The organism is Actinomadura rubrisoli (assembly GCF_004349215.1).
GTDB classification, from domain to species: domain Bacteria; phylum Actinomycetota; class Actinomycetes; order Streptosporangiales; family Streptosporangiaceae; genus Spirillospora; species Spirillospora rubrisoli.
In genome coordinates this window covers 1-22,572 of sequence record NZ_SMKU01000027.1, presented here as the reverse complement: position 1 = coordinate 22,572, position 22,572 = coordinate 1, and the positions used below count along the sequence as shown (strand labels likewise).

General features: G+C 71.1%; 20 protein-coding genes and 2 pseudogenes. 4 read left to right on the top strand and 18 right to left on the bottom strand.

Going from position 1 to position 22,572, the window contains the following annotated elements:
* The first annotated feature begins 102 nt into the window (after positions 1-102).
* Complete coding sequence (locus tag E1298_RS08585; protein ID WP_131890797.1) at positions 103-681, top strand: dihydrofolate reductase family protein; 579 nt, start codon at positions 103-105, stop codon at positions 679-681.
* Positions 682-704: 23 nt separating this feature from the next.
* Here the strand turns inward: E1298_RS08585 and E1298_RS08580 are convergent, their stop codons facing one another.
* Entirely contained in the window at positions 705-1,598 is an 894-nt protein-coding gene (locus E1298_RS08580) for an NADP-dependent oxidoreductase (RefSeq protein WP_131890794.1), read from the bottom strand.
* A 70-nt stretch (positions 1,599-1,668) separates the two neighbouring features.
* On the opposite strand from E1298_RS08580, the gene E1298_RS08575 reads away from it, so the two are divergent.
* Positions 1,669-2,301, top strand: coding sequence for a TetR/AcrR family transcriptional regulator (locus E1298_RS08575; RefSeq protein ID WP_131890792.1), 633 nt, complete (start codon positions 1,669-1,671; stop codon positions 2,299-2,301).
* 61 nt (positions 2,302-2,362) lie between these two features.
* On the opposite strand, the gene E1298_RS08570 is transcribed toward E1298_RS08575, so the two are convergent.
* Positions 2,363-2,878, bottom strand: a complete 516-nt coding sequence (locus E1298_RS08570; RefSeq protein ID WP_131890789.1) for a hypothetical protein — start codon at positions 2,876-2,878, stop codon at positions 2,363-2,365.
* A gap of 285 nt (positions 2,879-3,163) precedes the next feature.
* On the opposite strand from E1298_RS08570, the gene E1298_RS08565 reads away from it, so the two are divergent.
* Positions 3,164-3,388, top strand: a complete 225-nt coding sequence (locus tag E1298_RS08565; RefSeq protein WP_131890786.1) for an MMPL family transporter — start codon at positions 3,164-3,166, stop codon at positions 3,386-3,388.
* 380 nt (positions 3,389-3,768) lie between these two features.
* On the opposite strand, the gene E1298_RS08555 is transcribed toward E1298_RS08565, so the two are convergent.
* From E1298_RS08555 to E1298_RS08500, 13 genes and pseudogenes are all read right to left on the bottom strand, one after another.
* A complete protein-coding gene (locus E1298_RS08555) occupies positions 3,769-4,377 on the bottom strand; it encodes an RlpA-like double-psi beta-barrel domain-containing protein (RefSeq protein WP_243725462.1) in 609 nt (202 codons plus the stop codon).
* 126 nt (positions 4,378-4,503) lie between these two features.
* Positions 4,504-4,611: pseudogene (locus E1298_RS51775) on the bottom strand (alpha/beta hydrolase); the annotation flags it as partial.
* Positions 4,612-4,669: 58 nt separating this feature from the next.
* A pseudogene (locus tag E1298_RS51770) lies at positions 4,670-4,807 on the bottom strand (beta-ketoacyl synthase N-terminal-like domain-containing protein); the annotation flags it as partial.
* Positions 4,808-5,047: 240 nt separating this feature from the next.
* Positions 5,048-5,410: a cupin domain-containing protein gene (locus E1298_RS08545; RefSeq protein ID WP_131890783.1), complete on the bottom strand. Its 363-nt coding sequence runs from the start codon at positions 5,408-5,410 to the stop codon at positions 5,048-5,050.
* A 553-nt stretch (positions 5,411-5,963) separates the two neighbouring features.
* A complete protein-coding gene (locus E1298_RS08540; protein WP_165975370.1) occupies positions 5,964-7,820 on the bottom strand; it encodes a Xaa-Pro dipeptidyl-peptidase in 1,857 nt (618 codons plus the stop codon).
* Between the two features lie 89 nt (positions 7,821-7,909).
* Positions 7,910-9,178 (bottom strand): thymidine phosphorylase, encoded by a 1,269-nt coding sequence (locus tag E1298_RS08535; RefSeq protein WP_131890778.1) that lies wholly within the window; start codon positions 9,176-9,178, stop codon positions 7,910-7,912.
* Positions 9,179-9,188: 10 nt separating this feature from the next.
* Positions 9,189-9,596, bottom strand: a complete 408-nt coding sequence (locus tag E1298_RS08530) for a cytidine deaminase (protein WP_131890776.1) — start codon at positions 9,594-9,596, stop codon at positions 9,189-9,191.
* Positions 9,597-9,609: 13 nt separating this feature from the next.
* On the bottom strand, positions 9,610-10,962 hold the full coding sequence (locus E1298_RS08525; RefSeq protein WP_131890773.1) for an ABC transporter permease: 1,353 nt from the start codon (positions 10,960-10,962) through the stop codon (positions 9,610-9,612).
* A complete protein-coding gene (locus E1298_RS08520; RefSeq protein WP_243725457.1) occupies positions 10,959-12,266 on the bottom strand; it encodes an ABC transporter permease in 1,308 nt (435 codons plus the stop codon). The genes E1298_RS08525 and E1298_RS08520 overlap by 4 nt, the downstream gene beginning before the upstream one ends.
* Positions 12,263-13,789: an ABC transporter ATP-binding protein gene (locus E1298_RS08515; RefSeq protein WP_131890770.1), complete on the bottom strand. Its 1,527-nt coding sequence runs from the start codon at positions 13,787-13,789 to the stop codon at positions 12,263-12,265. The genes E1298_RS08520 and E1298_RS08515 overlap by 4 nt, the downstream gene beginning before the upstream one ends.
* A 121-nt stretch (positions 13,790-13,910) precedes the next feature.
* The gene (locus E1298_RS08510; RefSeq protein WP_131890768.1) at positions 13,911-14,969 is read right to left on the bottom strand and encodes a BMP family lipoprotein; all 1,059 of its coding nucleotides are present in this window, start codon (positions 14,967-14,969) and stop codon (positions 13,911-13,913) included.
* Between the two features lie 212 nt (positions 14,970-15,181).
* Positions 15,182-16,609, bottom strand: coding sequence for an amidohydrolase (locus tag E1298_RS08505; protein ID WP_243725461.1), 1,428 nt, complete (start codon positions 16,607-16,609; stop codon positions 15,182-15,184).
* Between the two features lie 316 nt (positions 16,610-16,925).
* Entirely contained in the window at positions 16,926-18,092 is a 1,167-nt protein-coding gene (locus E1298_RS08500) for a glutamate--cysteine ligase (protein WP_131890765.1), read from the bottom strand.
* Between the two features lie 469 nt (positions 18,093-18,561).
* Here E1298_RS08500 and E1298_RS08495 point away from each other — a divergent pair, with 469 nt between their 5' ends.
* Positions 18,562-19,806, top strand: coding sequence for a D-alanyl-D-alanine carboxypeptidase family protein (locus E1298_RS08495; protein ID WP_131890763.1), 1,245 nt, complete (start codon positions 18,562-18,564; stop codon positions 19,804-19,806).
* 29 nt (positions 19,807-19,835) lie between these two features.
* Here E1298_RS08495 and E1298_RS08490 read toward each other — a convergent pair whose 3' ends face one another.
* The 3 genes from E1298_RS08490 to trpS form a co-directional block, all read right to left on the bottom strand.
* Positions 19,836-20,906 (bottom strand): YihY/virulence factor BrkB family protein, encoded by a 1,071-nt coding sequence (locus E1298_RS08490; protein ID WP_131890760.1) that lies wholly within the window; start codon positions 20,904-20,906, stop codon positions 19,836-19,838.
* A 61-nt stretch (positions 20,907-20,967) separates the two neighbouring features.
* A complete protein-coding gene (locus tag E1298_RS08485) occupies positions 20,968-21,552 on the bottom strand; it encodes a 2'-5' RNA ligase family protein (RefSeq protein WP_243725456.1) in 585 nt (194 codons plus the stop codon).
* The coding region (gene trpS, locus E1298_RS08480; RefSeq protein WP_131890757.1) for a tryptophan--tRNA ligase at positions 21,542-22,572 on the bottom strand (1,031 nt) is incomplete at its 5' end. The genes trpS and E1298_RS08485, both read right to left, overlap by 11 nt.

The following is a 22,572-nucleotide window of genomic DNA, read 5'->3' as shown; positions in this document are numbered from 1 at the left end:
CTTGTCGGGACGGCCGGGCTCCAGGCGTGCGAGGGTGATGAGTCTCGCCGCGGTCGCCAGTCTGTATTCCTGACACGCGACCAACCGCATGAGGAGATCATCATGACCGCTACGTACACGTTCGATGTCTTCTCCAGCCTCGACGGCTTCGGCGCCACCAGCGGCAACTGGACGGGCTACTGGGGCAAGCAAGGCCCCGAGCTGCTCGACCACCGCCTCGCCGTGCACGGCGAGGAGCAGCGGATGGTCTTCGGCGCCAACACGTATCGAGCGTTCGCGCAGATGCTGGCCTCAAGCGCCGAGGACTCCGATGTCCGTGACCCGTGGGTCACCCGGATGAGGAACCTGCCGGCGACGGTGGTGTCGACCACCCTTGAAGGGCCCCTCGACTGGCCGGACGCGACGCTCGTGAGCGGCGACGCCGTCGAGGTCGTCGCCCGGCTCAAGGAGGAGTCCGAGGTGCCGTTGCGCTCGCACGGCAGCCTGTCGATGAACCGGGCGCTGATGGCCGCCGGACTGGTCGACCGCGTCCAGGTCACGATCTTCCCCGTGATCACCGGACGGACCGGGCTGGACCCGATCTTCCAGGGTGCGGCCGACTTCGACCTCGAACTGATCGAGAGCCGGACGCTCGACGGCCGCACCCAAGAGCTCACCTACCGGCCCACCCTGCACGACTGACCCGTCCACCGCACGGGAACGGCTCAGATGACCATGACCCGGCGCCCGCGCGTGTGACCGGCACGGCTGTCGATGTGCGCCGCCGCGGCGTCGGCGAGCGTGTACGACCTCTCGACCGGGATGTGGAGCTTCCCCCGCGAGATGAGGCCGGCGGCCTCGGCGAGCGCTTCCGGCATGCTCCCGGCCACGCCGGAGAATCGGACACCGAGCTCCGGTGCACCGAGATCGGCGATGGAGACCACCTTCCGCGGATCCCCCGTCAGCTCGACGAGCTCGCGGATCACGCCCGAGCCGGCCAGATCGAGAGCCGCGTCGACCGAGCCGAGCCGCCGCACCCGCTCGACCCAGCCCTCGCCGTACGTCGTGGCGAGGGCGCCCAGGCCACGCAGATAGTCCTGGTTCGCGGCCCCCGCCGTGCCGATCACCGTGATGCCGCGGTCGCGGGCGATCTGCAACACCGCCGACCCGACTCCCCCGGACGCACCGCTGGCCAGCAGCGTCTGCCCGGGTCGCACACCGACCTGGCCGATGATGCGCAGCGCGGTCTCCACCACCGACGGGTACCCGGCCGCCTCCTCGAACGTCAAACTCTCGGGCATCGGGGCCCAGGCCGACAGCACGGCGAACTCGGCATAGGTGCTTGAGCCTTCGCCGAACACGCGGTCGCCGACCTCGACCCCTTCGACGCCCTCGCCGACCTCGTCCACCACCCCGGCGGCGTCCAGCCCGACACCGGCGGGCAGCTCGATCGGATGGACCTTCTGGAACTGGCCCTCACGGATCCTCCAGTCGACGGGGTTCACGCCCGCCGCCCGCACGGCGACGCGTACCTGACCAGGGCCCGCGTGGGGCTCCGGGGCGTCCAGGAGCTGCAGAACGTCCGGACCGCCGAACTCGGCGAAGCTCACTCTCTTCATGCGGCCGACCATAGCACTAACGGTTAGCGTTTCAAAACGGTTCCGCCTTTGTATCTGATAGTGTCAGGGTGTGACCGTGCCGCCCGGACGCCGTGAGCGCAAGAAGGCCGCGACCCGCCAGAAGATCGCCGACACCGCCCTGCGGCTCTTCCTGGAACGCGGGTACGACGCGGTGGGCATCCGCGACGTGGCCGCCGAGGCCGACGTGGCCGTCACCACGGTCTTCTCCCACTTCGCCTCCAAAGAGGCCCTGGTGTTCGAGCAGGACGAGAACTTCGAGCAGCGCCTCACGCAGGCGGTCACCGGCCGAACGCCGCACGAGCCGCTCATTCCTGCGCTGCGCCGCGAGATCCAGGCCCTGGTGCGACATTGCACGGCGGACGGCGCCGCCCCGATCTGGCGCATGGTCGACGCATCGCCCGCCCTGCGGGAGTACGAGGAATCGATGAGGCTGCGCCATGCGGAGTCGCTGGCAACGGCCATCGCCGCCGATCCCGACCTGCCACAGACCACAACGGCCTGCCGGACGATCGCGAGATTCGTGATCGACGCCTATTCGCTGGCCCGCGAGGCGGCCGACCCGGAGGCCGCGGTGGACGAGATCTTCCAGATGATCGAGGCCGCCTGGGAGGCCACCCGCCCTTCCCAAGGAACCGTTCCCCCAGGTAGGACGGCAGCCGATCGGGCTGTCACGAGTCACTGAACACTTGGTTCGACCCCACCCGCTCGGGCAACTGGTTCACGTCGTCCCAAGCTGCTGGTCCCTACTGGGTCTCCCGGATGAGGGTGGCGGCCTGGCCGGAGAAGCGCACGGTGGCGTTGTGCGGCGCGGCCTTCGCCCAATCGTCGAATCCGGTCATGGAGCACCTGCTGACGTCGGGCGGGGTGCTGCCGTCCGGGCACGTGCTCCCGGCGACGTACAAGACGGTGTCGTTGGCGGTGAAGAAGGTGACGTTGCCGACGGTGAACTTGCCCGGCGCCAGGTAGCGCAGCCGTCCGGTCGCCGACTTGATCTGCTGGCCACCCGGGCGCGCGGTCGGGGTGTTCTGGGTCACCGGGGCGTCCGAACCGTCCGAGCCCTCAGGGGTGGACGGGGTGCCGGGGGTGGACGCGCCGCCGGGAGTGGAGGAGGCGTCCGGCGTGGCGCTGCCGCTCGGCGCGGGCGCGGAGCCGACGGGCGACGAGGGCGCCGCCGCGGTCTTGCCGTCGCCGTCCCCACTGCAGGCCGTCAGGCCGAGCGCCAGCGCCACCGCCACCCCGGTGATCACGATCTTCCGCATGGGTCCCCGCTCCCGTCCTCGGTGCGCGTCCTTCATGATCGCGCTGTACCGGGTGAGATGCGGGCGCGGCCCGGCGGGGTTGGCGCGCCTGGACGTGATCAATCCGACCCGGCGCGTCCCGAACCCGCGTGCCGGTGCGGGCGTCTGGATGTACTGGCGGCACAGAGAAGTTCGCGCAGCCCCGGATCTTTCTCGGCCCCGGAAGCGCCACCACCGATGAACGCGCTGGCCACGGGCGCGGCGTTCGGTTGCTGACGCTGTCGCGCTGGGGCTCGGCGACAGCCGATCACGCTGACCGCCGCGGTGCTGGTGGTGACGTTCGCGGCGCTGCTGACCGCCGCCCGCCAGGAGTTGCGGCGGCTGGGGTTCCTGGTGGCGACCGCGGTGATCCTGGACGTGTCGTTGATCCGGCTGGTCCTGGTCCCGGCGCTGATGCGGCTCCTGGGACGGTGGAACCGGTGGCTGCCGGGGCGAAGCGGGAAAGGGACGAGACGACATTGCCAGGATTAAAGAGTCGGCCGTGGCCTCCGGGTAGGCGGTGTACGGGGTGGCGGTGGCGCCGCGCGCGCCCAGGTCCGCCAGCACAGCCGGTGCCTCCACGCCGTGGCCGCCGGTCAGCTCCATGAGCCGCGAGGCGCGTCATGATCTCCACGCCGAACGCGGCGGAAGCGGCGAAGCCGGTGACGCGGGTGACGGTGGCGAGGGCGGACCCGGTGGTGAGGGCGGTGCGGGCCGCGGCCCGCACCTCGGAGCCGACCAGCCGCAGGGCCTGCGCCAGGAGGTCACGGATGTTGGCTCGTCGTCCACCACGAGGATCCGGGGCATCGCACACCCGTCCAGAGATATACGAGCCGCCCCTCAACGCCACGACGGTCACCGGCGGATCGTGGTCAGGAGGACGGACGCAGGGACGCGCCGTGAAGCGTGGTGTAGAGGGGGGACTCGGTGAAATCGGGGCCGGTCTCCTCGCCGATATAGAGGTCGATGTGGCGGGGCCCGCCGAGCCCCGGGGTGAACTCGTCCACGACCGTCCAGCGGGACGACCGGAAGCGCGCGCAGATCCGCGCCTCGATGGCGGCGCCGTCGTCGTCGTTGCCGCACCGGGTGATGGTGAACCGGTGTCCCGGCGCCAGCACCGAGCGGTCGGCGGCCGCCGATACCCAGGGGCGCAGTGGACGCCCGGCCGTGTCGCGCGGAGCGGTGTCCAGCCAGTAGCCGACGTCGTGCGACCAGTTGAGGTAGCGCCCGCGCCGAGGGCCGTCGGTGATGCGGCCGGTGCCCTCGTCACGCACGGCCTTGGCGAAGTCCTCCGGATAGGAGCCGAGGTCGTCGCGGCCGTGGTCGCAGTCCAGGCGCGGGCACCCGCGCACCGTCCGCCGAGGGCCGTGGTGGAAGGACTCGACCGCGGTGTAGTAGACGGTCGCCGTCCAGCCGGAGGACTCGGCGGGCGGGTCAGAGGCCCGGGTCTCCGGGGTGGCGCAGGCGGTGACCCCCGCCACCAGGATCAAGGCGGGGATCCGGCGGTGACGTCTCCCCGTTCGCTCTGACCTCACCCTGCACCCCTTCGCGTTCGGACCGGCCGGTGCTTCCCTGTCCTCCGACGCACTCGCTCGGCAGGCCGTGCCGGATCTGATCGAACGAAGATCGGTCAGGTAGGCGTCCACGGCGCCGGTGACGCAACCGTTGCTGCGGCCGTAGGCGGTGTGGCCCAGGCCCTTGCAGGTCAGCAGCATCCCATTGGGAGCTGGCCCGCCAGGCTCTGGGTCTCGTCATAAGCGTGTCGGACAGAATCCCCACGGAATGGTGCGTTGACATCAGCACATTCACCCAGCACGCCAGCGCTACCCGGCAACCGTCGTCTTCCAGCAGCACTCGGCATGCTCGCTCCAGCGCCACCAGCGACAACGGGCACGCGGTGTCCACCGCCATGCTCCCCACGCGGGTCGAAAAAGTGCGACAGCCGGTCGGCCGCGATCGAATCGGCCGAACCCGCCATCGTGTACGGGTTGGCCGCACCCGCCATGAACTGCAGCGCTCCATAGGCTGATGCCCCCCAACACCGGCGTCCGCGTCCCGGCCAGCACGGCGGGACCCAAGGTCCTGGAGGACTTGGCCGCCCGGCTGACCGAGTCGGCCATGGCCGACTCGGTCAGCCCGCGCAGTGACCGTCTAGGAGCCGGTCGCCTTCGCGTAATCGTCCATGCCGCCGGCGAAGTCGAACGCCACGCAGGGCTCGTCGCCGACGACCCAGGCGTCGTGGCCGGGTGTCACCACGAAGGCGTCACCGGGGCCGACCTCCTGCTCGGCGCCGTCCTGGGTGCGGATGCGGAGCCTGCCTTCGGCGATGTATCCGTTGTGGTGCACTTCGCACAGGTCGGTGCCCGCGATGTCCTTGATCGACTCCGTCCAGCGCCAGCCGGGCTCGAACGTCGCCTTGGCGAAGACCAGCCCCGTCAGCTGGACGATCTCCAGATGCCCCCGCAGGAAGTCCCGCCGGTCGTCCGGCTTCTCGATGCTCTTGATCTCGATCATGATGGGTCCCCCTTTGCACCATCTCCTTCCACGCTTGCACCGGCGCTGACCTGCGTCAAGACGTTCGGGCACCCCGTCTGTCCGGGTGGAGAAGACAGGGCGAAGAGACGTACACCGCGACGCGGGGGCGGCCGGTCGTGGTGGTGATACCGAGGACCCGTGCGCCATATCCGTCCACTGGCGCCTCGATCAGCAGGCGGGCCTGGGCGGCTTCGAGGACGACTTCGCGCGGACACCATCCGGAGGCGCTCAACTGATCGCGCAGTCGGGAGATCAACGGTGGGAATGCCAGAGGGATGCTACGTCGGCATGGCCGATGTACAACATCGTGTAGGGGCTGTAGTCGACGTACCGTTCGCGGATCGCGATTCGTGGCCGGGAGCCGATGGATCGGATGGTGGCTCACGCGCGGTCCTTCCCTGGCGAATCCGATCGACAGACGATCGTGGCAAGGGTCAGTGGACCGGTCAAGGCGAATGGCGTGTGTGGCCGTTGTGGGCCAGGCCCGGCAGTCGGTGGCCCCGCCGCCGCGTGGGCGGCGGGGCCGGTGGGGTCAGCCGGTCAGGGGGAGGGTCAGGGTGCTTCCGCGCAGGTCCACCGCGACCTTGGTGCCGGCCGGGTAGCGGAGGGTGTAGGCGTGGTCGGTGGCCAGGAGCATCAGGCCGATGCGGTGACCCGGCTTGAAGACGTAGTCGTAGGGCTGCATGGGCCAGCTGAACGTGTAGTCCTTGCCGGCCTTGACGGGCTCGGTGACGGAGATGGAGTGGCGGTTGCGGACGTCCGTCCAGCCGCGGGTGACGATCTTGAACGGGGTGACCGCGGTGGAGTACTTGCGGACGGTCCGGCAGCCCTCGTCGCCCGGGATGGAGTCGCCGTAGCACCACTTCTGGGGCGGGGACGCGGGGGCGAAGCCGGAGACGCGCTCGTCGGCGCCGTAGTCGATCAGGAGGGCCGACAGGTACGGGGACTTGCCGTCGACGGACGCGCGGAGCCTGATCTGGGCCGTGCCGCTGAGCTTGGTGGCCTTGGTCAGCTTGGGCGAGAGGTACATGAGGCGGTTCGGGTCGGGCTTGTCCTGGCCCGCGGCGAGGTCCTCGGCCTTGCGGGACGGGTCGTCCACAAGGGTGTCGGTGCCGTGTCCGCGCTGGCCCAGGGTGCCGGGCGACAGGCCCAGCTTCACCGGACGGGCGGACGGGTCGGGCCAGTCTTTGTGCGTCTCCCACTGGCCGGGGGTGCGCTCAAGGTCGACCTTGGGCTGCTTGGTGATGTCGTTGCGGACGCCGTAGAGCTCGTGGGCGAACCACAGGTTGAGGCTTTCCAGCCAGGCGCCCTGGCGGACGTCCAAGGGCTCGTCGTGGGCCGCCTGGTGGATCCAGAGCTTGCGGGCGACGCCGGCCTTCTTGAGGCCGTTCCAGAGCAGGGACATCTGGACGGGCTTGACGTTCCAGTCGGCCAGGCCGCTCGTCATGAAGACGCTGGCCTTGAAGTGGGGGGCGCTCTTGGCGAAGTTCCGTTCGTCCCAGGTGCGGTTGTAGTCGCCGGTGACGCGGTCCATCTTCGGTTCGAGGTCGCGGATGACCTTCTCGCAGACGGCGAGGTTCTTGCGGGTCAGGACGGCCTTGGCGTGCAGGTCGAGGTCCTCGCCCTCCCAGCCGTCGGGGGCGACGACGCCGCCGTTGGCGCGGTACTCGTCGTACCAGTTGGAGACGCCGGAGACGGACACGACGGTCTTGAGGCCCTTGACGCCGGTCGCGGCGGCGGCGAGGGGCAGGGTGCCGTCGTAGGACTTGCCGGCCATGCCGACGTCGCCGGTCGACCAGTTCGCCTTGATCTTCTTGCCGTGCGCGTCGTAGGCGGTGGCCTTGCCGGTGAGCCACTTGATGACCGACGTCATGCCGTCGGTCTCGTTGGGTCCGACGGCGGTGGGGCAGCCGTCGGAGTCGCCGGTGCCGAGGGTGTCGGCGGCGAGGACGGCGTAGCCGCGCGAGACGAAGTAGTTGTCGTAGTAGACGCGGGAGTAGCTGACGGGCGCGGGCGGGCCGGGCGGCACCGCCCATGGGGCGAGGCGCGGGTAGTCGGTGACGTCGGCGGGGTGGTAGGGCGGGTCCTGCGTCCCGGCGTAGTACGGGCTGCCCTCCAGGATCGAGGCGACCTTGAGGCCGCCGTTCGTCTCCTTGGGGCGGGTGACGAAGACCGACACGCGGTCACGCTTGCCGTCGTGGTCGCTGTCCACGTTCGTCTCGACGAACACCTTTTCGCGGACGGCGTCCTTGAAGGAGAACGTGGGCTGTGTCTTGCCGTCCTTGACGACGATGTGGGGACGCGCCGTGTCGGCGAACGCGGGCGTGACGCCGGCGGCGAGGCCGGTGATGCCCGCGAACGCCGTCACGGTCAGTAGTGAGAGTCGCACCGTTGCTCCTCCGAAGCTGAACGAAACCTGATCAGCTTCCAGAGGGGACTGAAGCCCCGTCAACGGTGATTGTTAACAAACCGCCCAGTTCAGGCAATCCGGTCGATGATCAGGGGTTGGAGGGCGGCGGTGTCCGCGATCTCGTAGGCGCCTTCGAGGGACTCCAGGGCCCGCGCGAAGCGGGACGCGTCGTCGGCGTGGAGGGTGAGAAGGGGTTGACCCTCCGTGACCGTTTCGCCCGGCTTGGCGTGGCAGATGACGCCCGCGCCGGACGAGACCGGGTCCTCCTTCCGGGCGCGGCCCGCGCCGAGCCGCCAGGCGGCCGCGCCGACCCCGTAGGCGTCGAGCTTGGACAGGGTGCCCGAGGACGGGGCGGTGACGGTGTGCGTCTCGGCGGCGGCGGGCAGCGGCGCGTCGGGGTCGCCGCCCTGCGCGGAGATCATCCGGCGCCAGACGTCCATCGCCGAGCCGTCCTTCAGGGCGTCGGCCGGATCCTTGCCGGCCACGCCCGCGGCGGCGAGCATCTCGCGGGCCAGCGTCACCGTCAGCTCGACCACGTCGGCCGGGCCGCCCCCCGCCAGGACCTCGACGGACTCGGCGACCTCCACGGCGTTGCCGACCGCGTTGCCGAGCGGACGGTCCATGGCCGTCAGCAGGGCGACCGTCCGCAGGCCGTTGTCGGTGCCGATGGCGACCATGGTCTCTGCCAGCTCGCGGGCGTTCTCCACGGTCTTCATGAACGCGCCGGAGCCGACCTTGACGTCCAGGACGAGCGCGCCGGTGCCCTCCGCGATCTTCTTCGACATGATCGAGGACGCGATGAGCGGGATCGACTCGACGGTGCCCGTGACGTCGCGCAGCGCGTAGAGCTTGCGGTCGGCCGGGGCCAGCCCGCCGCCCGCCGCGCAGACCACCGCGCCCGTCCGCCGGAGCACGTCCAGCATCTCGCCGGCGCTGAGGGAGGCCCGCCAGCCCGGGATCGACTCCAGCTTGTCCAGGGTGCCGCCGGTGTGGCCGAGGCCCCGGCCCGACAGCTGCGGGACGGCGGCGCCGCACGCGGCCACGGCGGGCGCCAGCGGCAGGGTGATCTTGTCGCCGACGCCGCCGGTGGAGTGCTTGTCGGTGGTCGGGCGCTCCAGCGCCGACCAGTCCATGCGCTCGCCGGACCGGATCATCGCGTCCGTCCAGCGGGCCACCTCCGGCCGTGTCATGCCGTTCAGCAGGATCGCCATCGCCAGCGCCGACATCTGCTCCTCGGCGATCACGCCGCGGGTGTAGGCGTCGACCGCCCAGTCGATCTGCTCGGGCGTCAGCGTCGCGCCGTCCCGCTTCGCGCGGATGACGTCGATGGCGTCCACGTGGTTCCTCTCAGGCTCGGTCGGTCAGGTCGTCGGGGCCGAACGCGTCCGGCAGGACGTCCGACATGGGCAGGACGCCCCGGGCCGTCTCCAGCAGCATCGCGGCGCCGCCGTGCTCCCAGAGGAGCTGGCGGCAGCGCCCGCACGGCATCAGGGGATCGCCGTGCCGGTCGACGACGGCCAGCGCGACGAGGCGGGGCCGCTCGGACTTGCCGGGGCCGTGCAGCGCCGACACCACCGCGCACTCCGCGCACAGGCCGAGCCCGTACGAGGCGTTCTCCACGTTGCAGCCCGTGATGACGCGGCCGTCGTCCACCAGCGCGGCGGCGCCGACGGGGAAGTCGGAGTAGGGCGCGTAGGCCCGCCCCATCGCCTCGCGCGCGGCAACCCGCAGCGCACCCCAGTCAATATCCGTCATACGTCCATGATCTCTAACGCGCCTCACCCCGCCTGTACCGGAGGCCGTTCGACGCGGGCATCCGGAGGCGCTGGCTTGCCAGGGCCAGGACGAGGAGCGTCGTCAGGTGCGGGGTGAACGAGACCAGCTCGCCGGCGACGGCCTCGCTCGTCAGGAACCACGCCAGCAGGCCCGCGGACGCGACCAGCGCCAGGGCGGCGCCGATGTAGGCGTTGCGGACCTCCCGGCGGCCGAGGTCGGTCGCGACCAGCGGGCGGAGCCGGTTGCCGCGCACCGCCTGCCAGGCCGCCACCATGATCAGCAGGACCGCGACGAACAGCAGCAGCGCGTGCACCGCCTGGCCGCCGCCGCGCACGTTCATCGCGTCGGTGTACCCGAACAGCAGCGAGCCGGCCGCGAGGCCGCCGGGACGCCAGTTGCCGAAGATCATGGCGGCGAGGCCGATGAAGCCGCGGCCGCCGGTCTGGCCGTCCTGGTAGAGCGGGGCGGCGATGGTGACCAGGAACGCGCCTGCCAGGCCCGAGAACCCGCCGGAGATCATCACCGCGGCGTACTTCATCCGGTAGACGTGCACGCCGAGCGACTCCGCCGCGTACGGGTCCTCGCCGCAGGAGCGGATCCGCAGCCCGAACGCCGTCCGCCACAGGACCAGGAAGCTGAGCGGGACGAGCAGGACCGCGACGAGCGTCAGCAGCGACATCCCGCTGGTCAGGCCGCGCAGGATGCCCGCCACGTCCGAGACGAGGAACCAGTGGTGGCGTTCCAGCGACCCGAGCCAGTCCGGGCTCTTCCAGCCGCCGATCTCGCCGCCGGACAGCACCGGCAGCGTCAGCGTCCTGATCGGGTCGACCGGCGGCGACTGCCGGGGTCCGCCGCCCAGCGCCTTCGCCTCGCCGGTGTTGAAGATCAGCCCGGCCAGGAACTGGGTGAGGCCGAGCCCCAGGATGTTGATCGCGACGCCGGACACGATGTGGTCGACGCCGAACGTCACGGTCGCGATGGCGTGCAGCAGGCCGCCCAGCGCGCCGCCGAGGACGCCGAACAGCACGCCGATCCACGGGCCCCACTGGTACCCGGCCCAGGCGCCCGTCCAGGTGCCGAGGATCATCATGCCCTCAAGGCCGATGTTGATCACGCCGGAGCGCTCGGACCACAGCCCGCCGAGGCCCGCCAGGAAGATCGGCACGGCGAGCCGCAGCGCGGCGCTGACCGTCCCGCTGGAGGTCACGTCGTCGGCGTCGTCGATCAGCCGGACCAGCGACAGCAGGACGAGCAGGCCCGCGGCGATCAGCAGGTAGTGCGGCCAGCGCAGCCGTGCCCGGCCATCGGCCGCCTTCGCCTTGGCGACGATCTCGGTAGCGCTCATGAGGGGCTCCCAGCGCCCTCGCGGGCCAGGTCGTGGCCGGTGGCCAGCTCGACGGCCACGGTCCGCTGCTGGAGCCGGATCTCCCAGCGCCGGACCAGCTCGTAGACGATGACGACGGTCAGCACGACCACGCCCTGCATCACCCCGACGATCTCCTTGGGCACGTCGACCTCCTGGAGCACGTCGGAGGTCTGGTCGAGGAACGCGAACAGCAGCGCCGCGAGGGCGATGCCGACCGGATGGTTGCGGCCGAGCAGCGCCACCGTGATGCCGGTGAAGCCGAGGCCCGCGGGGAAGTTCAGCGAGTACTCATACGACGCGCCGAGCAGCTCCGGCATGCCGATCAGGCCCGCCACCGCGCCGGACGCCACCATCGTGATGACGATCATCCGGCGGGCGCTGACGCCGCTGGCCTGCGCGGCCGTCGGGGACAGCCCCGACACCTTCAGGTCGAAGCCGAACCGGGTGTGGTTGATGACCACCCAGAAGACGATCCCGACGATGATCGCGACCGGCAGCAGCCCGTACACTCGGCCGGGCAGGTCGAGCCCGAACGCCGACAGGAAGCCGTTCAGCGGCCCGACCCGTCCGTCGGACGGGATCTGCGGGGTCGCGACGTTGTTGCTGCCGGGCCGCACCTCCGCCAGCCGCTTGTCGTTCAGCAGGTAGGCGATCAGGCCGGTGGCGATGGCGTTCAGCATGATCGTGGACAGCACCTCGCTGACCCCGCGGGTGACCTTCAGCACGCCCGCGATCGCGGCCCACAGCCCGCCGACCAGCATCGCCGCCACGATCACCAGCATCTGGCCGAACGGGGCGGGCAGCGTGAGCGCGCCGCCGAGGGACGCCGACAGCATCGCCGCGAGCCGGTACTGGCCGTCCACGCCGATGTTCAGCAGCGCCATCCGGAAGCCGATCGCCACCGCGACGGCCGACAGGTAGTAGCGGGTGGCGCGGTTGACGATGTCGACGATCGAGTTCTCGGTGGTGCCGTAGTCGATCATGCTCTGGATCGAGCTGACCGGGTCGGCGCCGGTGCTCCGCAGCAGCGCCATCGTGATCAGCAGCGAGATCAGCAGTGCCAGGACCGGCGCGCCGATCTTCAGCGCCAGCCCGCGCGGGCCCAGCCCTTGCAGGACGGCCTTCCACGCCGGAACCGGCTCCGGCACGTCGTCCACGGCCGCCGCCTCGCCCTTCGCCGCGCCGCCCTTCCCCATGTCCGGCCCGGACGGGGCGGGCTTCGGGGCGTCCTCGCCGCCGGGCGGTTCCGGGGAACCGGGGGCCGGGTCGTTCGGCTCGCTCATGACGCGCCTCCGGCGCCGGTCATCGCGGAGCCGAGCTCCTCCGGGGTGACCGTCCGCGGATCGACCTCCGCGACCAGCCGGCCCCGCAGGATCACGTGCAGGGTGTCGGACATTCCGATGAGTTCCTCAAGGTCGGCGCTGATCAGCAGCACGGCCAGCCCGGCGGCGCGGGCCCGCCGCAGGTGGTCCCAGATGGCGGCCTGGGCCCCGACGTCGATGCCGCGGGTCGGGTGCGCGGCGATCAGCAGGCGCGGCTCGCCGGACATCTCCCGCCCGACGATGAGCTTCTGCTGGTTGCCGCCCGACAGCGCGGCGGCGGGCACGTCGATGCCCGGGGTGCGCACGTCGTACTCGCGGACGATCCGGGTCGTGTCGCGGCGGGCGCCGCGCCGGTCGACCCACGGGCCGCGGACGTTCGGGCGCTGGGTCTGGTGGCCCAGCATGCGGTTCTCCCAGAGCGTCCCCTCCAGGACGAGCCCGTGCCGGTGCCGGTCCTCGGGGATGTAGGCGATGCCGGCCTCGCGGCGGCGGCGGGTCGTCCAGTGGGTGATGTCCTCGCCGCCGCAGGCGATCGTCCCGGCGTCCGCGTGCCGGATGCCCATGATCGCCTCGATCAGCTCGCTCTGCCCGTTGCCCTCCACCCCGGCCAGCCCGACGATCTCGCCGCGCCGGATGCGCAGCGACACCCCGTCCACGACCGGGCGGCCCTCGGGGGTGAGCACCGTCAGCCCGCCGACGTCCAGCTGGACGTCCTCGGTCACGGTCGACTCGCGCAGCTCCGGGGTCGGCAGCTCCGAGCCGACCATCAGCTCGGCCAGCCGCCGGGACGTGACCTCGGACGGGTCGAGCCGCGTCGCCACGGTGGTGCCGCGCCGGATCACCGAGATGGTGTCGGCGACCGAGAGCACCTCGTCCAGCTTGTGGGAGATGAACAGCACGGTCAGACCCTCGGCGCGCAGGACCCGCAGGTTGCCGAACAGCTCCTCGACCTCCTGCGGGACGAGCACGGCGGTCGGCTCGTCCAGGATCAGCACGCGGGCGCCCCGGTAGAGCACCTTGAGGATCTCCACGCGCTGCCGCTCGCCGACGCCGAGCGTCTCCACGAGCACGTCGGGGTCGACGCGCAGCCCGTACGCCTGCGACATCTCCTTGATCTTGGCGCGGGCGGCGCCGAAGTCGATGCGCCCGCGGCGGCGGGGCTCCGCGCCGAGGATCACGTTCTCCAGCACGGTGAGGTTGTCGGCCAGCTTGAAGTGCTGGTGCACCATGCCGATGCCGCGGGCGATCGCGTCCGCGGGGGTCCGGAACGCGGCCTTCTCGCCGTCGATCTCGATGGCGCCCTCGTCCGGCCGCTGCATCCCGTAGAGGATCTTCATCAGCGTGGACTTGCCGGCGCCGTTCTCACCGCACAGCGCGTGGACCTCGCCGCGCTCGATGGTGAGGTTGATGTCGCGGTTGGCCACCACCCCGGGGAACCGCTTGGTGATCGATGTCAGCCGCACGGCCGGCACCTGGTCGGGCACGAGACCCCCTCCTCCTGCCTCGGACGTCCCGCGTCGGACGCGCTGTGCTGGACGCGCTGTGCTGGACGCGCTGTGCTGGACGTGCTGCGCTGGACGTGCCTCCTCACCCCGCGAAGGAGGGTCAGGGCTTCGTCGGGACCGTGATCTTGCCGGCGACGATGTCGGCCTTCAGCGCGTCCAGCTTGGCCTTGATGTCATCGATCTTGCCGCCGGTGAGGGAGTAGCCGACGCCGTCGTTGGACAGGTCGTACTTCTTCGTGCCGGGCTGGAAGGTGTTGTTGGCGACGCTCTCGACGAAGTCGAACACGGCCACGTCCACGTGCTTGATCATGGAGGTGAGGATGAACTCCTTGGCCCCCGCGACCGCGGGCTGGTTGTACTGGTCGGAGTCGACGCCGATGGCCCACTTCTTGGCCGCGCCGACGGTCTTGATGACGCCGATCCCGGCGCCGCCCGCCGCGTGGTAGATCACGTCGGCGCCCCCGTCGAGCTGCCCCTTGGCGGCCTCGTTGCCGAGCGCCGGGTTCTTGAACCCGTCGAAGTTCGGCGGCTGCGTCAGGTACTTGGCGGGCAGGACCTTGATGCCCGGCTTGGCCTTCTTCGCGCCCGCCTCGTAGCCGGCCTGGAACTTGGTGATCAGCGGCACGTTGACGCCGCCGATGAAGCCGATCTTGCCGGTCTTGGACTTCAGCGCCGCGGCCGCGCCCACGAGGAAGGAGCCCTGCTCCTCGGAGAAGCAGGCGCCCTTGACGTTCGCGCCCGTCACCTTGCACTGGTCGGCGTCGACGACGAGGAACCTGGTCTTCGGGAAGTCCTTCGCGACCTTGACCAGCGAGGTGGTGTAGGCGAACCCGACGCCGATGACCGGGTTGTAGCCCTTGTTGGCGAGCAGGCGCAGCCGCGACTCCTTGTCGGAGTCGGGCTCGTCGGGCTTGGCCGAGATCTCCTCGGTGGTGACGTTCAGGTCCTTCTTGGCCTTGTCGAGCCCGGCCGCGGCCGAGTCGTTGAACGACTGGTCGCCGCGGCCGCCGATGTCGAACGCGAGGCCGATCTTGAGGGACTTCTTGCCGTCCCCGTCGTCCTTGCCGGTGTCCGCCTTCTTGCCACCGCACGCGGAGGCGCTGAGCGTCAGCGCCGCACCCGTCACGGTGACGAGCGAAATCTTCAGTCCACGGCGCAAGGTAGCGCTCCTTCCGTTCCCCACCCACGGTCGGCGGCCGACCGGCCACCGAAATCGATCGGGACGCTACCTCGCTGCTGGTGGAAAACTCCCTGCTTGCACTGTTTCGCAACAGGTCCGTTACCAATGCGTACACATATCGCCACAGGTCAGGGCATGGCTTGCGCGGAAGCGGGGGGACCCTCCGGGGGGAAGGGAGCTACTCGGGGGGTTCAGGCCAGTGCGGCGCCCTCGATCGGCTCGGCGTCGCCCGGACGCCCGCCCTCCCACAGCGCGGTCAGCGCGGTCGCGGCGAGCACCCGCACGCCCACGGGGATGCACCGCTCGTCCACGTCGAAGTCGCCCCGGTGCAGGTCGTACTCGCCCGGCGAGCCCGGTGTCCGCACCCCGAGCCGCGCCAGGGCGCCGGGGATCGACTCCAGGTACCAGCCGAAGTCCTCGCCGCCGAGGCTCTGCGGGGTGGGCACCACGCCCTCCTCGTCGATGACCTGCGCCGCGGCGTCGCGGAACATCTGCACGCTGGCGGCCTCGTTGACGGTCGGGGGGACGCCCCGGATGTACTCCAGCGACGCCTCCACGTCGTAGGCGGCGGCCACCGACTGCAGCAGCGACTTCATCATCTCCGGCGCCCGGTGCCACGCCTCGTCGTCCAGGCAGCGGACGGTGCCCTCGGCGATGCCGTCGTCCGGGATCGCGTTGGCGACCGACCCGGCCGACACCCGTCCCCACACCAGCGACAGGCTGGAGCGCGGGTCGACCCGGCGCGACAGCGCCGACGGGAGCTCGGTGACGATCTTGGCGAGCGCGTAGACCAGGTCGGCGGTCAGGTGCGGCCGGGCGGTGTGCCCGCCGGGACCGGTCACCTTCACGTACACCTTGTCGCAGGCCGCGGTGATCGGACCGGTGCGCAGGCCGAGCTGGCCGACCTCGATGCGCGGGTCGCAGTGCAGCGCGAACGCGCGGTCCACGCCCGCGATGCCGCCGGCGGCCATCACGTCCAGCGCCCCGCCCGGCGTCTCCTCGGCGGGCTGGAACAGCAGCCGGACCCGGCCGGGCAGCAGCCCCGCCTCCGCCTGCTGCGCCAGGAACAGCCCCGCGCCCAGCACCATCACGGTGTGGACGTCGTGGCCGCACGCGTGGGCGACGCCCGGCACCGTCGAGCGGTAGGGGGCGCCTTCCTTCTCGTCCTGCAGCGGCAGCGCGTCGATGTCGGCCCGCAGCGCGACCGTCGTCCCGTCGGCGGGACCGATGTCGCAGAACAGGCCCGTGCCCTTCGGCAGGATCCGCGGCTCCAGCCCGGCCGCGCGCAGCCGCTCGGCGATCTGCTTGGTCGTGCGGTGCTCGGCGTACCCCAGCTCGGGATGCATGTGCAGGTCGCGGCGGAAGGCGACCAGCTCGTCCTCGTGCCCGGCCAGGAACGCGTCGAGTTGCGGCTGCAACGCGGCGCCCCCGAGCGTCGCGGCGGAGCCCGGCCCGGCCGCACCGGACGCGCCGGACACCGGGGCGGGCGACGCGGTCCCCGCCGCGGCGCCGCCCCGGGCATCTCCGTTGCCAAGGCCCTTGGGGCCCGCGGGGTCCGCGGAGCCCGGAGCGGTCGGTGGTTCTAGGCCGGGCATCACCCCGTGTCCCGGATGTGTCATGTGCGCCCCCTGCGCGATGGCGGAGCCGAACGGCTCGCGCCCGATGGTGGTGTCGGTACCGCTGCTCCCGACGTCCTTGGCATCTCCAACGTCTTCGGTGCTCTTAACGTCTTCAGAGCCCTTAACGTCTCTGACGTCTTCGGCGGCTCTGACGTTCGTGGCGTCCCCGGCGGCTTCGGCGGCCTCGCCGTCGCCGCCCGCGTCCCCGGCGGCCCCCGCCGGGCGGCCCCGGCCGGACGCGGCGCCGGGCCGTCCGGGCGGCGGGGACCCCGGGCGGCTCTGGCGCGCGGGCCGTTCGCCCGGGCGGGCCGGTTCCTCAGGTTCCGGCATGTGCGACCTCCCCCAGTGTGACGAACCTGTCCTCCGCGAGCTCGGTGATCGCCGCGTCGACGATGTTCTCGAGCGACCCGCCCTCCGCGCGGATCGCCCGCTGCCGCTCGTACGGCGCCCCGTGTTCGAGAACTTCCCCTACCACCTTGAGCTCCTCCGCGCAGCCGAGCCGATCGGCAACGGGCTCCAGTTCCCGGATCAGCTCGTACAGGTCGTCGCGGAGTGGTGCGGTGCTTCCAGTGTCATCGGTGATGACGATGGCGTCGAGTCCGTATCTGGTCGCGCGCCACTTGTTGTCGCGCACCACCCAGGTGTCCGGGCGGGGCAGCGTGTAGCCCCGGTCGAGCTGCTGGTCGAACAGCGTGACCAGGCTCTGGCACAGGGCGGCGGCCATGCCCACCTCCCGCAGGGTGGGAATGCCGTCGAACATCCTGATCTCGACCGTCCCGAAGTCGGGATGCGGGCGGATGTCCCACCAGACCTCCTTGATGGTCCGGATCGTTCCGGCGCGCATCAGCGTCGCCATGTAATCCTCGAAGGCCGCCCAATCGTCTAGCGAGTGGGGAGGACCGGCCGTCGGCAGCTGTCCGAAGACGACGGCCCTGCACGAGGCCAGCCCGGTGTCGCTGCCGCTCCAGAACGGGCTGGACGCCGTCAGCGCCAGAAAGTGCGGCAGGTAGGCCGACAGGGCGTTCACGATCGGGATCGCCTTGGCGCCGTCCGAGACGCCGACGTGGACGTGCACGCCGAAGGTCTGGATGCGCCGCGCCAGCCACTGCATCTGCTCGATGAGCTGGGCGTAGCGGCCCATCGGGGCCATGACCGCGTCGCGCCAGTCGCTGATGGGGTGGGTGCCGGTGCAGGCCAGCGCGATGTCACGCTCGGCGGCGGCGGCCCGGAGGGCGGCGAGGGTGGCCGTCAGGTCGCTCTTGGCCTCGCCCACGGTGTGGCAGATGTCGGTGACGATCTCGACCGTCGACTCCATGAGCTCGTGCCTGATCTTGGGATTGACCGAGCCCTCGCTGAGGGACGGCAGGGCGGCGAGCACCTCGCGTGCGTCCTGCCGCAGGTGCCTGGTCTCCACATCGATCAGCTGGAGCTCCCACTCGACCCCGAGGGTCGCCCCGTTCGATGCGTTGAAGTCAATGGCCACGGCCAACCTCCGTCCACAATCCTTGCAGGTCGTTGCGTGGCACGTGGCGCTAATCAGCCAGCGGGTCCCTAAGCCTGGACAAACGCCGGTCCAGGCCAGGTGTTCGCTCCATGATGACGCCGTGCGCGCGACCCCGTCGGGTGTCCATGCCCTTTGCGGATCATTTGACTCGTCCGGGCCTCCACCGGACGCGCCGGGGCGTACTTTTCGGTCATCACTCCTGTCCGCGACACCACTCGAACGAACTAGTCAGTCCGACCAAAATTACCGGGCACGACGGACTGTAACCGATTCTAGTCGTCCCCTACGTACGGTGAATCCCGTACGTCCCGAGGATCGCCGTCTCCACGTTCGGGTACCTCTTCTCCGGATACGTCGCCTAGTCTTCGGGGGAGTCATGGGCGTAGGGGGCAGCTTCGCGGCTGCGGGAACGAGGAGCGGCGAGAGCTTGCGACCACAGCGACGGCGGATGCGAGCGCGCCTGCGCCGCACCGCGACGGTGATCACGGTGCCGCTCGTCGCGGTCTCGCTGACGGCGCCACCGGCCACGGCGGCCGGGGTGGGACGGGCCGCACGGCACGCCGCGCCGCCGGCCGATCCGGTCGGCGGGCCGCAGCTCGCCGGCCGGGGGATGGTCGTCAACCAGGCGGCCGGGGTGCCCGCGCCGCCCAAGATCAAGGCGTCCTCGTACATGGTCGCGGACGCCGACACGGGCGAGGTGCTGGCGGCCAAGGACCCGCACGGCAAGTACCTGCCGGCCAGCACGCTCAAGACGCTGACCGCGCTGGCGCTCGTCCCCAAGCTGGACCCGGACCGGCTCGTCCGGCCGTCCCAGCGGGCCTGCGACGTCGAGGGCACCAAGGTCGGGCTGACGCCGAAGATGCAGTACAAGGTCTCCGACCTGTTCCACGCGCTGATGATGATGTCGGCCAACGACGCGGCGGTGACGCTCGCGGAGGCCGACGGCGGGATGGCCAAGGCGCTCGCCGACATGAACGCCGAAGCCAGGCGGATCAACGCCCGCGACACGCTCGCCGGGTCGCCGAACGGCCTCGACAAGGACCTCGGCCTCAACATCCGCACCCAGCACACCTCGGCGTACGACCTGGCGCTCATCCTGCGCGAGGGGCTGCGCAACGCCGACTACCGCAAGTACGTCCAGGCGATCGACTTCCAGTTCCCGGCGCCGCCGTCCAAGAGCCAGCGCAAGAAGGGCCGGAAGGTCGGCGGGTACCCGATCCACACCCACAACAAGCTGCTGCCGGGCGAGCGGTACGCCTACACGGGGATGCTGGGCGGCAAGAACGGCTACACCATCGCCGCCGGGCAGACCTACGTCGCCGCGGCGCGGCGCGGCGGGCACACGATCGTGATCTCACTGATGAAGGCCGACATGCCGCCCTCCAAGTACGCGACCGAGCTGCTGGACTGGGGCTTCGCGACGCGCGGCAAGATCAAGCCGGTGGGCACGCTGGTCGCGCCCGGCGACGCCTCGGAGACCAGGAAGGACGGCTCGGGCAGCCTGCTGCCGGACGCGCCGCTGGCCTCCGACGACTCGACCCGGATGTGGATGCTGGTCGGCGGCGGCGCGGTCGGCGCGGGTCTGGCGATCGGCGTGCTGTTCCTGGTGCTACGGCGCCGGCGCCGGGACGGCTCGTCCGCGCGGCAGCCGCACGGCCCCCCGGAGCCGACCTACGACGACCCCGGCCGGTAAGGGCTCCCTAGGCCCCGGTTCAGCCAGGCTCAGCGGCGCAGCGGCTCGGCACGCTGCTCCGCGGGGCTTGGCGGCGACGCCTCGTCCGGCTTCTCGTCCGCCTCCTTGGCTTCGACGTCGGCCTCCGCTTCGGCACCGGCCTCGGCCTCCGCTCTGGCCTCCGCTTCCGCTCTGGCCTCCGCTTCGGCGTCGGCGGTCAGGACGACGCTGCGGGTCGCCGTCCAGGCGGCGACGAAGAGCGAGAACCGGGACACGACGTTGATCCACACCATCAGCCCGACCAGGACGGCGAACGAGGCGTAGACGGGGTTCTGCGTCGTCCGCCCGATCAGCAGCGTGGCGGTCTGCTTGAGCACCTCGAAGCCGATCGCGCCGAACAGCGCGCCCTTGGCGATCCGCCGCCACGGCGCCCGGGTGCCCGACAGCCGCGTGAACAGCACCAGGAAGATCACCGTGTTGAACGCCATCGCGCAGGCCAGCGACAGCAGCCGCAGGCCCGTCCCGGCCCCCGGCACGTCCTCCAGGTCGAACCACTTGAGGACGGTGTGCGTGGCGGACGTCGTGACGGTCGACGTCACCATCCCGCAGATCAGGATCACGCCGAGGAACACCAGGACGGCGAGGTCCCACAGCCACTTGAGGAAGAAGTTGCCGCCGCCGCCCGGCTCGTTCCCCCACATATCGCGCAGGGACTCGCGCAGCACCTGGACCCAGCCGAGCCCGGTGAACAGCAGGGCCGCCAGGCCGAAGAGGCCGACGGTGGTCTTGGACCTGGCGATCTCCTCGACCTGGAGCTGGTCGGACAGCCCGGGCAACAGCGAGTAGATGGCGTCGACGAAGTAGTCGCGGGCCTGCTTGCTGACGCCGACGAGGTAGCCGAGCAGCGAGTACGCCAGTGCCAGCAGCGGGAAGAACGACAGGAACGCGTAGCAGGTGAGGGCCGCCGCGAGCCGGTCGCCGCGCCGCTCCTGGTACCGGTCGAAGGCCCGTCCGAGGTGGTCGAACCATCTCCAGCGTGCGCGCGCGCCGCGCAGCAGGTCTTTTCCGGTGTCCAGCAGGCTTTCGGCCTGCCGCTGCACTCTATTGATCACCTGCCGCATGTACGGCACCGTACCCAGATCGGGCCGCAGGATGCGGCGCACGGTGACCGGCCGTTCAACACTACGTGTCCGGGCCGGAGCCGGAGCCGAAGACGAAGTCGCGCTGGCGCCGCCACACGCCGTCGTCGCCGTGCTCGTACAGCGAGAACCCCCAGACCTCGAACTCGGCCCGGTATCCGGCGAGGTCCTTGAACGCCCGGTCCAGGACCTCGTCCGCGAGGTGGTGGGCGATGGTGACGTGCGGGTGGTACGGGAAGGGCAGCGTCCGGGAGAGCGGCCCGGACAGCACCCGGGACTGGACGCGCTCGCAGTCGCCGATCCCCTCGGCCAGCGACACGAACACCACCGGGGACACGGGTCGGAACGTTCCGCTGCCGTGCAGCCGGATACGGAAGGGCCGCTCGGTGCGCGCGACCCGGCGCAGATGCTTCTCGACCACGCCGAGCGCCTCCCCGTCCACCTCGGTCGGCGGGAGGAGGGTGATGTGCGTCGGGATGGCGTCGGCGAGCGGGTCGCCGAACGAGGCGCGCTTGCTCTGCAGCGCCGAGCCGTACGGGTCGGGGATCGGGATGGCGACGCCGATCATGCGGGCGCCGCCGGCCCCCGATCCCTCCGAGCCCCCCGAGGCCGCCTGGTCAGTGACCACGTCCCACGAATCCCACCCGTTCGCGCACGGTCGCCATCGTCCGCGCCGCGACCTTCGAGGCGCGCCCGGCGCCCTGCGCGAGGAGCAGGTCGAGCCGCTCCTCGTCCTCCAGCAGGGCCAGGGTGCGCTCCCTGATCGGCGTGAACGTGTCCAGGACGAGCTGCGCGAGGTCCTTCTTGAACTGCCCGTAGCCGGAGCCCTCGTACCGGCGCTCCAGGTCCGGCACGGACGAGCCGTCCAGCGCGGAGTAGATCCGCAGCAGGTTGGTGACGCCCGCCTTCTTCTCCTCGTCGTAGACGACCTCGGAGCCGGTGTCGGTGACCGCGCGCATGATCTTCTTGCGCATCGGGCCGGGCTCCTCCAGCACGTCGACGATGCCCTGCGGCGAGGACGCCGACTTGCTCATCTTCGCGGTCGGCTCCTGCAGGTCGGTGATCTTCGCGGCGCCCGCCGGGATGTAGGGCTCGGGCTCGACGAACGTCTCGCCGAAGCGGTGGTTGAAGCGCCCGGCGAGGGTGCGGGTGAGCTCCAGGTGCTGCCGCTGGTCCTCGCCGACCGGCACGTGGAAGACGCGCTCCCCCGCGCCCGGCTCGGGCGAGTACAGCAGGATGTCGGCGGCCTGGAGGACCGGGTAGGTGAACAGGCCGACGCTGGTGCCCCCAGTGCCCTGTTTGGACGACTTGTCCTTGAATTGGGTCATGCGGCCCGCCTCCCCGAACCCGGTGAGGCAGCCCAGCACCCACGCCAGCTCGGCGTGCTCGGGGACGTGGCTCTGCACGAACACGGCGGCGCGCTCGGGGTCGACGCCCATCGCGAACAGCTGCGCGGCGGCGACCTTCGTCCGGCGGCGGAGGGTCGGAGGGTCGTGCTCGACGGTGATCGCGTGCAGGTCGACCACGCAGTAGAACGTCTCGTGCGTGTCTTGCAGGGCCACCCACTGCCGTAGCGCGCCCAGGTAGTTGCCGAGATGGAACGAGTCGGCGGTGGGCTGGATACCGGACAGCACCCGCGGGGTGGTGG

Coding starts and splice junctions, on each gene's coding strand:
- E1298_RS08585 (WP_131890797.1), top strand. CDS start 103: ATGACCGCTACGTACACGTTCGATGTCTTCTCCAGCCTCGACGGCTTC.
- E1298_RS08580 (WP_131890794.1), bottom strand. CDS start 1,598: ATGAAGAGAGTGAGCTTCGCCGAGTTCGGCGGTCCGGACGTTCTGCAG.
- E1298_RS08570 (WP_131890789.1), bottom strand. CDS start 2,878: ATGCGGAAGATCGTGATCACCGGGGTGGCGGTGGCGCTGGCGCTCGGC.
- E1298_RS08545 (WP_131890783.1), bottom strand. CDS start 5,410: ATGATCGAGATCAAGAGCATCGAGAAGCCGGACGACCGGCGGGACTTC.
- E1298_RS08530 (WP_131890776.1), bottom strand. CDS start 9,596: ATGACGGATATTGACTGGGGTGCGCTGCGGGTTGCCGCGCGCGAGGCG.
- E1298_RS08525 (WP_131890773.1), bottom strand. CDS start 10,962: ATGAGCGCTACCGAGATCGTCGCCAAGGCGAAGGCGGCCGATGGCCGG.
- E1298_RS08520 (WP_243725457.1), bottom strand. CDS start 12,266: ATGAGCGAGCCGAACGACCCGGCCCCCGGTTCCCCGGAACCGCCCGGC.
- E1298_RS08505 (WP_243725461.1), bottom strand. CDS start 16,609: ATGACACATCCGGGACACGGGGTGATGCCCGGCCTAGAACCACCGACC.
- E1298_RS08495 (WP_131890763.1), top strand. CDS start 18,562: ATGCGAGCGCGCCTGCGCCGCACCGCGACGGTGATCACGGTGCCGCTC.
- E1298_RS08490 (WP_131890760.1), bottom strand. CDS start 20,906: ATGCGGCAGGTGATCAATAGAGTGCAGCGGCAGGCCGAAAGCCTGCTG.